The organism is Fuerstiella marisgermanici (assembly GCF_001983935.1).
Taxonomy (GTDB): Bacteria; Planctomycetota; Planctomycetia; order Planctomycetales; family Planctomycetaceae; genus Fuerstiella; species Fuerstiella marisgermanici.
This window is the reverse complement of record NZ_CP017641.1, coordinates 3,330,665-3,344,075: the sequence shown is the minus strand read 5'-3', so window position 1 is coordinate 3,344,075 and position 13,411 is coordinate 3,330,665. Positions and strand designations below refer to the sequence as shown.

Sequence of the window (13,411 nt, the reverse complement as noted above, 5' to 3'; positions counted from 1 at the left end):
AGCCAATTGAGTGAGCAGAATTGTTCTGAGGATCGATTTTATTCTGTTCTCCTTGAATCTTTCGCTCTTTCCGGCGATGTCTTTTCGACGGAGGAGATCGTTGTTGTTTCTGCAAACGTGGCGGTGGTTCGTTGTAAATTGAGGAATGGGGGATGCGGGATGGGGGATGGGGAATTAAGCATGCGATTCTTCCACCGTCCTCTATGGCCCATGTCCCTTTGGTCAGTGCTCTTCAGTCAAAGCGACTTGCGTATCCGACGCCTCAATTACTCGTTGTGCTTCTTTCATGCCGAACAGCAGAAACAACGCCGGGTGGACAAAGAAGTCAAGTAGCGTCGAACTGATGAGCCCGCCAAGAATGACGGTGGCGACGGGGTAAAGAATTTCCTTGCCCGGTTCGCCGGACGCCATGACCAACGGAACCAGTCCGATGCCAGAAGTCAGAGCTGTCATCAGCACAGGAGCCAGCCGTTCCAGGCCAGCTCGAACGATCATTTCCTTCGTCCAGCTTTCGCCTTCGTACTTCACCAGGTGCAGGTAGTGGTTCAGTAACAGAATGCCGTTGCGTGATGCGATGCCGCCCAGTGAAATAAACCCGACCATGGCCGCAACCGTTAGCGTTTGGCCGGTGATGACGAGTGCCGCCACGGAACCGATAAACGCCATTGGCAAGGCGGCCATTACCTGCAGCGACAGATTGACCGAACGGAACATGGTGAACAGCACCATAAACACGCCGATCATCGAGACCACAAACAGGCCGCCGATGACTCGCGTGGCCGACTGCTGACTCTCAAACTGTCCACCGAATTCGACAAAATAACCGTCGTCCATCGTCGCGATGACCGGGGCGACGGCCTTCTGAATGTCTTCGACAACATCCACCACGCCACGTTCGCTGACGTTGCACTGCAGAATGGTTCGTCGCCGCACGCTTTCTCGATTGATGGTATTTGGCCCACCGGATTCGTAGATATTCGCAACCGCTTTCAGCGGCACTTTACCACCGTCCGGCAGGTCGATCGTGAGACGCTTCAGCTTCTGGACGTCTTCGCGATAGTCTTCGTCCAGCCGCACCATCAGGTCAAATGTTCGTTGCCCAAGCAGAACTTCGGAAACAATGTCGCCGTTCATCGCGGTGGAGATGAATTCGTTCACATCGGCCGCCGTCATGCCATATAGCAGCAGTTTGTCGCGATCTAGTTCAATACGCATCTGAGGAATAATGACCTGTGGTTCGACCATCAGGTCGGTGACTCCCGCCACGCCCTTGATAGCCGCTTCCATTTCACCGGCTTTGCGACGCAGCACGTCCAGGTCGTCGCCGTAGATCTTGATGCCGATCTGAGCCTTCACACCAGACAGCATGTGAGAAATCAGGTGAGCGATCGGCTGTTCGACGGCCGTTACGATGCCGGGGATATCCGCCATCGCTTCGCGGATTTCTGTAAGCTGCTCTTCTCGACTGCGAGGCGAATCCGGATCCAGTTCCAGCACGTACTCACTCATGTTCACGCCTTCGGCATGCTCATCCAATTCAGCTCGACCGGTTCGTCGCACAAAGCGATCCACGTCGTCGAGTTCCAGCAATCGCTGTTCGACTGTCTTGTTGATCTCGTTGGACGTCGCCAGGGAAGTTCCTGGCGGCAACACAACATTTAGCTGCATCGAACCTTCGTTGAACGGCGGCAGGAAGTCGCGGTCCAGGTTGAACATAAACAGGCCGGCGAGGGCCACTGCTAGTACCGTGAATGTCAGATTGGAGCGAGGAAATGCGAGACTGAATCGGATCACATGATCGCCAATCCACTTTAACCCTCGCAGAAAGAAACCATCCTTGTCGTGATCCATCAACTTCGATCGGCCCAGCATCCAATAGCACAGCACAGGCGTGACCGTCAGCGACACCACCAGCGACGACAGGATAGAAACGATGTAGGCCACTCCTAACGGAGCAAACAGCCGCCCTTCCATGCCCGACAATGCGAACAATGGAATGAAAACCAGAATGACGATGATCGTGCCGAAGACAATCGAGTTTCGGATCTCGCAACTCGCCTGATAAACAATCACCAGCGGATGTTTGGGGACTGCTGCCTGCCGGTTTTCCCTGAGTCGCCGGAAGATGTTCTCGACGTCGACAATCGCATCGTCGACAAGCTCCCCGATGGCAACAGCGAGTCCGCCCAGCGTCATAGTATTGATGGAGAGTCCAAAGATGGAGAACACAACGGCTGTCATCACCAGTGACAATGGGATTGCGGTCAGAGTGATAAACGTCGTGCGGAAGTTCAGCAGGAACAGAAACAGAATCACCACAACCAGAATTCCACCATCTCGTAAGGCTTCCACGACATTCGCGATCGCTCGATCGATAAACGATTTCTGGGAGTACACCGGGACGATCTGAATGTCGTCGGATATGGTCTGCTTCAGGTCTTCGACGGCTTCCAGAATCGCATCGGTAATGCGGCGAGTATCCGCGCCCGGCTGTTTGTTGATGGTCAGCACGACGGATTCACCGCCGGAAAGTGTGCCATCCTCTTTGCGGACGAATGCCGAACTGTCGCCTCGTTTCACCTGAGGACCTTCGACGACTCTGGCAATCTGAGCCAACGCGATCGGCCGCCCATCGCGGACTCCAACAACCACCTTCTGCAGGTCATCGATGTCCTGAATCCGGCCGAGCGCTCGCACGAGAAGTTCGTTTGGTCCCTGTTCATCAAGGTAGCCGCCTGTCGCGTTTTCGTTGCTGCCGACAACCGCCTGCTTGACCTGATGCAGCGTGACGCCATAACGGATCATTTCGTCCGGATCGACCAGAACCTGAAACTGCTTGCGGCCGCCTCCCATGGTGAACACCTGAGACACGCCGGGAATCGTCAGGATTCGCTGACGGACAACCCAGTCAGCCGTGGTGCGAAGTACGATCGGATCGGTTTCCTCGTTTTCACTCCACATCGCCAGCATCAGAATCTGGCCCATGATGGAGGAAATCGGTGCCAGCGTTGGTTTGACTCCCTGCGGCATTCGGTCCTGCACAAGCTGCAGACGTTCCATAACGATTTGCCGGTCAGTGTAGATGTCGGTACCCCAGTCGAATTCGACGTAGACCACGGAAATCCCGATGCCTGACGAACTGCGAACCGCCTGGACCCCGTTGGCGCCGTTCATCGCGGTTTCCAACGGAAAGGTGATCAGTGTTTCGACTTCTTCCGGAGCCAGCCCCGGAGCTTCTGTCATGATGACCACGCGCGGCCGGTTCAGATCCGGAAACACGTCGATGTCCATCTGCATCGCCTGCCACGAACCGTATCCCAGCAGGAATATTGCGGCAGCGATCGTTAGTAGCCGCTGGCGAAGGGCGAATCTTATGATTGCGTTGAGCATTGGAAGCAAATGCGGAATGGAGAATTTGGGAATGGAGAATCTGCGGAGCGATGTGCAGCTAAGTTTTTAGAATCCACGGATCGGGATTGGTGATGAGGTGGACGATTTGCGCGAGAATTTCGTCGTAGCGTTTGTAGATGGTTCGAATTTCATCACCGGTCGCGTAGCCACACTCGACGGCGAATTGCAGCCACACCTGAGTCTCCGCCGCTTCCGCCTCTGAGATGTTCAGCGTGCTGACAAAAAAGGCAGCAGACCGACGCTTGCGCCAAGCCTCAGCAATGTTTGCGCAAACGCTTCGCGAAGATCGGCGAATCTGATCCGTTAACGAATAGGTTTCTGTTTCAGGAAACGATTTCGACAAGCGAAATATTTCCATCGCTGCCTCAAACGCTGCCTGGTAAACCGGCAAATCCGTGTGTCGTCGATAAGTCGTCATCCCACAATTCCTTCTATTCCCAAAATTCTCCATTCCCCATTTTCCACTTCCCCGATCAGTGACTATGCCCCGCGTGCGGATCCACCCCGCCACCGGCCTTGTTCTTTAACGCCATTTGCATTTGATGGGCGCTTCGCATTGCGACTACGTCACCCGGGAACAACTGTCCGTCGTTGGCGACGACGACGGAAAACTGGTCGCGATACTTCACGTGAACGGGCAGTCGGTCGAAGTGATCGCCGTTCTCCTGGAAGACAAAGTACTCGGCGCCTTCGCGAGCGACCGCGTCGACGGGCAGAACAATCTGGTTCTCCCACTGTTCGACGGGGACGCGAAGCTGCAATCGTTGGCCGGGACGGTATCGCCAGTTGACAAAACGGATATTGTCCTGACGTTTATTTTCGTGAGTCAGTTCGTTTGGAAGGCCAACAAAGAATTTTAGAGTCCGGGACGTGCGATCAATTTCGGTATCGAGATACGCGATGGACAGGTCCGGCACTTCCGTCGCTTTACCGTTTGCTTCGTCGAACAGAGCGGTCACTTTCCAGTCGTTATTGTTCACATTGGACAGCTGAGCGATGTCCTGCTCAAACGCCATTCCTTCGATATACAGTTCTGCGTAGTTCACGAGTGTTCCCAGAGGTTCACCCGCATTGACTGCCTGGCCTCGATGGACGAGGAGATCTCGAAGGATCAGTGGTGGATCAGCGGCGGTGGCTCCCAGGCTTATTGGTCGAATGGCGGTCTGCTGGAACGCTCGGCTTAGCTTCAATTCCTTCGATGACGTTCCGTCGGCATTGGGGGAATAAAGCTTCAGTTCCTGCAACAGACGGCGGTCTTGTGCAATTTTCTGAACCTGAGCTTCTGACAGACCATGTAACCGGAGCGCTTCCTGCTGAACGACCAGCAGTGACTGCAGCTTGTCTCGGGCATACTGCCGTTCCAAAAGCGTTTTGCGAGCGACTCCGCCCGACGTCGCTAAATCCTGCAGTCGTGCGATCTCGCGGTTTTCAATTTCCAGTTCGCCAAGTGTCGTTACAAACTCCACCTGCGAACGCACAAGGTCTTCGTGCGTTAGTCGGATTTCAAACAGCAGACTATTGGGTTCGACGGCTTCACCAGCTGCGGCGTGAATGCCTGTGATGACACCCGTCATCGGAGTCGCCACCTGGATTCGCGTTCTGCCGGGACGTTCCACCACCAGAGCCGGAACGGTGATCGATTTACTGAACGTGGTGAGTTCAATTTCAGCGGTGCCGTCGCCGGTTAAGCCGAGATTCCGCCGAGCCTGCTGGGATAATTCCAGCGACGTGGTTTCGTCGTGTCCGGCATGATCGTGGCCCGCATGATCGTGGCCCGCATGGTCGTGGCCAGCATGAGGATCGTGATCGTCTTCGCTGTGATGATCCTGGCTCGCCGGGGCACGATTATCCGCGACGGTTGATTGCACCCACGAATTCAGGGTCGGCAACCAGCGTCCACGCGTCATTATCCCTGCGACTACCACGACAATAATCGCAGCGGGCCAGACGTATTGTATTTGTATTTTGGACATTCGAGCTTTCATTCGAGACTACTACCTGAAGAACGTCTTAGAGAAAGGAATGAGCACGCCAATACCGTTCACGCAGCTTCGACGCTGTTGGAGGCACGATGGAGCAATTCGGACGCGGGCCTAATGAGAAGGGCTGAATGGTTGCTCGCAGAATTTCGAAAGCATTCGCGCAGCAAATGTCACAGTACGTGACACAGTAAATCAGAGCCAAAGCAGCGGCGCTCGTGAACTCTGTTACAGTCGCCAGACCTGAGCTTTAGCGCGCAGCGTGTCCTTGGAATCAGACAGGCACGGAGGTTCGGCAGAAGAAATGCTGGCGACCAATGAAGCACTGGACGTGCGTTCGGACCACGCATCAGCAATGGCAGCGGGAAGTGCGATGTGGTGATCCGTCGGCACTTCTACCTTTGAGTTCGTCAACCACGAACAGTGATCTGTGCAGCCTTGATGATCGTCCCCACATGGGCACGAATCATCGCCGGTCCCAACATTGACAGCATCTTCACTGGCGGCTGCCGTCGCGTTATGAGCATGAAACTCGCAACTGCACCGGTGAGCTTCGTTTGATTTCTGAGGCTCTGCAGCCGATGGCGTTGCGGACGGGACCGAGCAATGTCCATGGTGAGCGCAACATCCCAGCCCTGCGTGAAGAATCACGCTCAGGAGAGTCAGGAATTTTGCGGCACACGGAAACATGAACTGTCCTTTATTAAATCAAGCTCTGCAAAACATTATCGTGATGGTCAAAAGTTTGTCATCACCAATATGAATTTCGACCCCCACTTTGCCTACATTGGATGGCAACCTCAGTGCCAAACATCCACACGGCATGATCCCACTTGGTCGCGGGCGCGATCACCCCGGCTTTTTTGAGCATTTTTGCGTGTTCGTCGAACTGTGAAGCCGTCGTCGATTCCTGGCGGCATGCGCGGTGAGCACAATCTGGGATGTCACTCCTGTGGTCGCGCGTCGTCGGACTTCTTCTGAGTCTGCGACGGTTTACGTTTGCGTGACTGCCGTTGCGGTTGCTTTAGCATCTTGTTTTCTTTCTGCAGACGACGAATTTCCTTCTGCTGCAACTCGATAATCATCTGGCTCTGAGCCTGAATAATCGCGTTTTGTTTTTGGATCGTCTCGAAGGCCTTCTTGAAACCAAACGGATCAAATTCGCCCCCGATCGCTGCCAGGTGTTTACTGGTTGTCCCGGCTGCTTCCGCAGTAACCACAGAGACATCGTTCAACGATTCGCCAAAGCTCTTCATCGAATCGCTGGCCTTCCGCAATTCGGTAGCGATCAAAAGAATGTCGTCAATCTTTGCATGTTGCAGCAGGCCGGAAACGCTGGGCGCGCCAACATGCTTTTTCCCGTCATCCGCGCCAGCCGGTTCCTGACCGAATGCCGTGCCCATCAGCACCAGAATATTGGCCAGAGCAAGAACGGATACGTTCGTCGACATGTCATGATCTCCCGCAGTAAAAGCGTGCCAGGAAGGACGTTGATCGTCCCTTCGCCCCACCAGCAAAGATTAAACGACCTGAAGACCAGATGCAGTAGATTTACGATGACGAATGCGTTTTACGCGGCTTTCTCTTCGCATCGTGACGGCGACAGGGCAAGTAATCGCTCAATACAATGCCGATGCATTCTGGCTCGCTCGCCATTCGCTCCCGCCATCGCACCATTTCGTGCTGAAATGTTTCGGATTCGCATCCGACCAGCGTCGAGTGGCCATCAGTCCTGAACGCGCTGCGTAGAGAGGGTACGAAACGCACGGGCACACGGGACGAGAAACCGTCGATGGTCGCTCATGCCAGAGATACGGATTCCACGAACGAAGGTCTCTCGGAAAACCTGCAGACAGCGGCGGAAGAACCAACCCGATTTCGCAAGCTTCACCCAATTCTGGTAGACGCTGAAAAAGCGTCTATCCAAAGGCCATGCTCGAATCCTCGGCAAAATTCGCATTCGCTAAATTACACGAACTCGTTCATCGGTGAGCGCAAGTGTTCCCTATGACTTTCGCTACCGAACTCCCAAGGCGCGGAAGACACTGCAGCCGTGCCTTTGATTCTCAGCGATGCAGTTAGCCACGTTTGCCCTTTGACTCATCCGGCGTTCGTCCCACGACAATTGGGAACTTCGCAGACAGCTCACCGATTTTCGATTCTTTGATCGGCGTGAATTCCGCCTGTAATTGCTTCTGAGCCGCAGCGTTGCCAAGACGCCTGAAGACACCGTCTTTCTGGTTTCCTGCAAAGTCGGCGATGAAAATCTGGGACGTCAGCAGTTCGCGATCTCCCTTGGTCACCTTGAAGTGGATGTGCGGTGAAGGGCGGCCTGGATACGGGACTGGCTTGATGGTGCGGAACCGGTATTCGCCTTTGGCATTCGTTTCAAAGCGGCCGTAACCCTGAAAGTTGGGGTCCTGTTGATCCTTCTTCTTGCCACTGTCAGCGGTGTGCAGATAGACCGCGTTGCTGTCGCACTGCCAGATTTCGATCAACGCGTTGCGGATCGGCTGCCCCTTGACGTCCGAGATCGTTCCCGTCAGGTGAGTAATCTGACCAATTGCCGGCGTTGTGGAATCGTTGATAATGATCAGGTCGTTGTCTTTATCCAGCGGCAACTTGTCGGGATAAAATGGCCCCTCGGTTGATCGTGGTGTGGCGACCAGCTGTTCGGCAAACAGTCCCGGAGTCGTAAACCAAGCCGCTCCGAATGCCGCACCACACTGGATGATGCTTCTACGTGTCACATTTGTCGTTTGGCGATTCATGTCCATCTCCACAGGATCCCGGTTCCGGGCGGTCGTTGAATGCAGGTGTCGACAGTGTAACGAGCGGCAGGCCAATTCGAGTAGTGTATCTTTAGAACGTCGGGTTGTATTTACCGAACGCGACGTTTCGCCAGAATGGACTTGCTGTTCTCCCGTTGCGTACGACGTGGCCGATTTTGCCTTGTTGTCGCGCCATCGTGTCCGTCACGACTATCGCCGCCATGGCCCAATGAATGGATGCCGCAACCGCAGCGAGTCCATTCCAACAGACTTCCGGGCCCCCCGCCGCATGTTGAACAGCTTCCTGAGTGACTCGATTGCCGCTTGCCCCCTGCCGCAAGCTGGCGGGAGCGCGGGAGTCGGTCGCCGCCTTAAACGCAGGAAATGCGTCTATTTGCGAAGTCGGCCTATCGCAGGATGACATACATCGCGTTTTGTGGCAGAGCGACTGCTAGGGAGCCTTCCTTCTTCGCGACTTCGATTTCTTCTACGGCGACTCCGTTTGCATCCAGCAAAGTTGCTGTCCGCAGCGACGGGTTCGCGATCGTGAATTCGAGTTGCGTGTTGTCAATGTTCCAGGGGCTGCTGCCAAGGCTGGTAATTTTTAATCTATTGCTGCCAGCCGCTTCGGTCTTCCAGCCGTGTGGTCGAGCTGTCGTGCCGATTTGCAGCAGCACCTTGTTGGACGTTGACAACGGCTGATCGTCCATCGACACGGCAAGAACCGAAGCATATTTGTTGCGGCTGGTGATCGTGATCGTATCCAGACGGATAACGCCCGCGGAGGCCAGATCTCCGGTGGCTCCCTGAGCTTTGGGCGCGTTCAAAGTGCAAACGCCATCGCCGTAATTCCATGCCAGTTGTCGGGTGACGCTGTGCACCGTTTGGGTGTCGGCGCTGATGAATGCCTTCAGATCGGCGACTTCCGTTTTCCCTGCTTGAAAGTCGACTTCGACCGGACCGGTCAGAAATGCCAGCGGCGTAATGCTGCCCTGCTTCGCGGCCTCTGCTTCAGATGCCGGCGGTCGGGAATCTCGATTCGGATCGAACCCTGCTTCTTCGGGCAGCAGTGGAGATTGGCGGGACCAAACTTCGGCCAGTGATCGACGTTCGACCAGCGCTGGCGTTCCCTGTTGAATATCACCGCGTCGGAACATCAGTGCGGCCGCCGGGAACATGCCGATTTGAGCTGGCGTCGACAGCTGCCACTTGGCCATCGGCGGGCCGAAACCGATGTCGTCGGTCGCAAACCAATAGAAGATATCGAAGCCCGTCAATGCGCCGTAAGCCGCGACAAGAAACGGTCCTTCGCTTTGATACCGAAGCGGTGGCACCCAGGCACTTTCCGAGATGATCATCGGATGCCCGGCGACCTGCCTCAACGCTAGTGGAAAATCCCATGGCTGTTTAAGAGCCGATTGGCTGGAAAATTCATCCCCCTGACTGATCAGGTACCCGGCACGTCGTTTGTCTGTGGGATTCACATGACTGCCGCCGTTGTAGTAGCGATTCACGCCAATCACATCGTTGGCTGTGTAGGAAAAGCGTTCGGCGTCGAACAGCTTCGCGGCGCTGGCTGTTCGCCAGTTGCCGGCATTAATGAGTCCTGTGTATCCGAGATCTTTCTTTAGATAGCGAGCGATTTCTGAATTGAAGTCATGCATCAGCCGAGCGTAAAACTCAAGTTGATCGTTCAGCCGATTTGCCAAAGGGCCGCGTTGATCCTGAGTCAAGTGGTAGATTGTGTGCGGCATCACAAGCCCGCCGCTGAAGTCGTCTCCCTTGTTCTGCGCTGTTCCGCCCCAGGCCTGAGTAGCTTTGTCGAGTGATCCGTATTTCTTCTGAAGCCACTTTGCAAAGTGACGCCCCAGCTCCATACGCTGCTCACCCTGAATGGACTGTTCCGTCCAAAACAAGAGGCTGTCTTCATTCTGGATTTGAAACAAGGCTACTGCGGGATCGTCTGCCAGAGAAATTCCCGTGTGCGGATTTGGTCGTGTCAATAGAGCCTTCAGCCAGCCCTTGTAGGCATCCTGAAGTTGCTTGTCGAAGAAGATCAGCCCGGTCAGGTTGTCACCACCGGCGTCCTTCAGCCCCCACGACGGATTCGCCTTAACGCTGACGGCCCAATACGGCGACAGCGTGACGTAGATTCCCTGTTTCTTCATCGCCGCCACCAGTCTCCACGCGGCGTCGACATCCTTTTGGTTGACGTCTGTCAGTTTGGAACCGCTTTCCGGCGCGAGGTGCCCGTGATGCCGAACCATGTTGACTCCGCGCTTGGCCAACCACCTGGCGTGTTCTTCCAGCGTGGCCATGTCGTCGCGACGGTGAACTCCTGTATTCACGGCCCAGAAACGTAACGGTCGGCCCGCTCCATCTACGAAGTCCGCTCCGTCTGCCGAACGAGCGACCCGCCCATGCCTACCCGCCGGTTTTTCATTCAGGTCACTCAGGTCCAAAATCGCGTCAGGAGAAAACCGATCTCGGTCAGGTTCGAACGCCCAGGTTCCTTCGTCTGCCAATCCGGTTTTTTGACCGGGCTTGCGGTTGCCCTGAGGCAGAAACGGTTCTGGACTCAGCACAAAACAGTCCAGACCACCATGCCGGTTGTTACTGCTTTCGAAACGCACCTCAACGGAATTGGCCCCCAACTTCAGCGACACCGGCTTCGCCTTGACCCAGGCCACAAACCTTAAGTCCGGTTTGCCATCGCTGGCGATGTTCAACTGTTGTTCGCTTTTGGAAAACGAAACACCTTGCCAGTCGCCACCGTTGATTCGGATCGACATCGCAGCGCCGATCGGGTTGGCTCGCAGCCAAAGTTCGTGCTCGCCTTCTGCTGCCGCCTTAACGTTGAATTGAGCGACCGGCATTTCCCCATTGCCGAAGTGTGACAACCACTCGCCACCTGACAATTCTGCCTTCTTAACCGAATCGTACCAGCCGTTGCGTTTCATTGAATGTGTCGCTGCGTCTTCGCCTTCGACCCAGATAAAGTCTTCGGCGCTGGCAGAAGTGAAGCCGGCAATCGCCAAAAGCACACACGCGGCAGAATGGAATGATGAAGGCACGGCAAAACCTGTACGAAAAAAGGTTACGTGAGGTGTTGTCAGCCATCTTCCGGCCGACAGGTGCAAGGCTTTCGCGGAAACTACTGAGCAACAAATAATGCCACCGTCTTCGCGGCCGGCAAGCATCTCAAGGGTCGGTCGTAAATCCAGGCCGAGTTTACGGCAATTGGTCGTAGGTGTAAAACTGCAATCCGAGTTCGTTGGCTTTGCTGAAGACACGAGTCAGTGCTTCAGGACTCACAAAGTTGCCTGGTCCGGCTTCTGAAATTCTGTGTGCGTACAGCACGATAATCTCGCTGTTCCTCGCGGCTCGTTCAAGAGCACCGTCGAGCTGTTCATAGGTGCGGTCGGCTCGCAGTGGGGCGTAGTCGATGCCTTTTCCATACAGGCAGCCATGTTCGCCAATCCTGTCCGCCGCGACGAAGAAGGCGTCGTCTTCGCTAAGTCGTTTTCCGGCAGCGACATTCCTGCCTGTACGCAAATGCCGAAACACTTTAAGCAGCGTTTCGTCTGTTGCCTTATTGTTGCGACTCATCGGATAGGCAAACGAAACAGGAGCGACGCCAGCTGCTTTGAATGCTTTCAACTGTGGATCAATTTCTTTCTGCAGAAACGTCTCCGGCGATTTTTCTTCAAAGTACTCAACAGCCTTCAAGTGATTGACACTGTGAGAACCAATCGCATGCCCGTGATCTCGCAGCTCTTGAATGGCTTCCCTCGCTGTGGCGTCGATCTTCCCACTGATGAAGAACGTCGCTTTGACTCCGAACTCGTCGAACAGCGGTAGCGCCTTGATCCAGTCGTTAAAGTTGCGGTCATCAAACGTCATCACCACACCGCCTTTGCTCAGCTTCGCCGGCGCCGTGGCAGGCGGCTGTTTGGCCAGTGCCGCTGTCAGCTTGGGCGTATCAAGCGTGCGAGTGATCCGAAACACTCCTGCCGGGCCATTCGGGTGTCCTGAATAAACGAAGATATGTTGAACGCCACGTTTGGCATCGATAACGGCTCCGGCCGGGTGAAAACCATCGGCGGTCGAATAGAAATCCCCGGTCCTCCCCAGCAGGCGACATTCGCGTCGCCAAATGCCGCTGGCCCAATCGGCGGGATCCATGCTCCACAGCCATAGCTCCATTCGATGCCGTTCGGATCGCACCAATTCAAAACGTCTCGTGATCGGATTGAAACTGAAGTCGACCGTGTCCACCAGTCGCGGGTCTTTCAGATTTGTGTCGATGATCGTCGGTGACTTCCCCGGCGACCATGACATCTGGTTGTGGCCTCGAACCTTGGTTTGATCGCGTGTGACGAACAGAAAACTGTCTTCGTGCAGCAGGACTGAAGGTTCGTATTGAGGGAAACCAGCGTCGTTCTCTTCAACCGACCACGTCACACCTCGATCAGCAGACGTCAGAGCCACCAGCTTGTTGTTGAGTTTATGGTAGGCGTTGGCTTCACCAAACCAGTTGCCGAACGCCATCAGCCCGTGTGTCGGATGGTCTAGTACGCGCGGCCCAAGGTTGACGATTTCATGCGGAAAATTGTCGTCGCGCAGTGCGGTTGAGAAATGTTTCCACGTGCGCCCGTGATCGTCCGAACGAAACACGCCGTGATTGTTGATGGCGATAACCGCTCCGTCTCGCGTCGTGCCGATTGAATGCAGGTGCACCTTATAACCGAGCGTCGACTTGTTGCTTTTGTCGAACTTGGCTCGATGCGACAACGGCACAATTCCGCCGCGAAGACGGTCTTCCGGCGCCATGCAATCGCGCAGGTCATGAGGTTTCGACCAGGTCTTGCCGCCGTCTTCACTTCGCAGCACGATGCCGTACGACATCGAAGGGTCCGGGTTTCCGGCCCCCTTGGCTTTGTGGCCCGGAATCTGGCGATGCATGACGACAATCGTATCGCCGGTCATCGTCGCAATCGGCCAGCCGAGGTGATTGCAGTCACCCGCAGACTCTGGCGGCAGATTCACAGGGGCGATTTCGATCACGCCCAATTGCTGCGCATGACCCAACTGTTTGGCCGAAGCGTTCGTCAACGAAAGCAACTCAGTCGATGCCGATGCCGATGCCGACGACACAATATCGTCGGCGTACGACGTCGTCTTTGAACCGGCGACGGCTGCGAGCACAATGAATAAAAAGCGATGCATAACGATATTTTCTTCCTCAGG

At 55.2% G+C, this 13,411-nt stretch carries 8 protein-coding genes; all 8 read right to left on the bottom strand.

Annotated elements, in window-relative coordinates:
* Nucleotides 1–222: 222 nt before the first annotated feature.
* Nucleotides 223–3,390: an efflux RND transporter permease subunit gene (locus Fuma_RS12630; protein WP_077024459.1), complete on the bottom strand. Its 3,168-nt coding sequence runs from the start codon at nt 3,388–3,390 to the stop codon at nt 223–225.
* Nucleotides 3,391–3,448: 58 nt separating this feature from the next.
* Entirely contained in the window at nt 3,449–3,829 is a 381-nt protein-coding gene (locus Fuma_RS12625) for a four helix bundle protein (RefSeq protein ID WP_077024458.1), read from the bottom strand.
* A 55-nt stretch (nt 3,830–3,884) separates the two neighbouring features.
* A complete protein-coding gene (locus Fuma_RS12620; protein ID WP_229360906.1) occupies nt 3,885–5,384 on the bottom strand; it encodes an efflux RND transporter periplasmic adaptor subunit in 1,500 nt (499 codons plus the stop codon).
* Nucleotides 5,385–5,618: 234 nt separating this feature from the next.
* On the bottom strand, nt 5,619–5,783 hold the full coding sequence (locus tag Fuma_RS35260; RefSeq protein ID WP_158520959.1) for a hypothetical protein: 165 nt from the start codon (nt 5,781–5,783) through the stop codon (nt 5,619–5,621).
* 551 nt (nt 5,784–6,334) lie between these two features.
* Nucleotides 6,335–6,841, bottom strand: a complete 507-nt coding sequence (locus Fuma_RS12610) for a hypothetical protein (protein ID WP_077024456.1) — start codon at nt 6,839–6,841, stop codon at nt 6,335–6,337.
* Between the two features lie 627 nt (nt 6,842–7,468).
* Nucleotides 7,469–8,161, bottom strand: coding sequence for a dioxygenase family protein (locus Fuma_RS12600; RefSeq protein WP_077028268.1), 693 nt, complete (start codon nt 8,159–8,161; stop codon nt 7,469–7,471).
* A 407-nt stretch (nt 8,162–8,568) separates the two neighbouring features.
* Nucleotides 8,569–11,235 carry a carbohydrate-binding protein gene (locus tag Fuma_RS12590; RefSeq protein ID WP_145944142.1) on the bottom strand — a complete coding sequence of 889 codons (2,667 nt, stop codon included), beginning with the start codon at nt 11,233–11,235 and terminating at the stop codon, nt 8,569–8,571.
* 157 nt (nt 11,236–11,392) lie between these two features.
* Nucleotides 11,393–13,390 (bottom strand): polysaccharide deacetylase family protein, encoded by a 1,998-nt coding sequence (locus Fuma_RS35905; RefSeq protein ID WP_218922427.1) that lies wholly within the window; start codon nt 13,388–13,390, stop codon nt 11,393–11,395.
* Between the last annotated feature and the right edge of the window lie 21 nt (nt 13,391–13,411).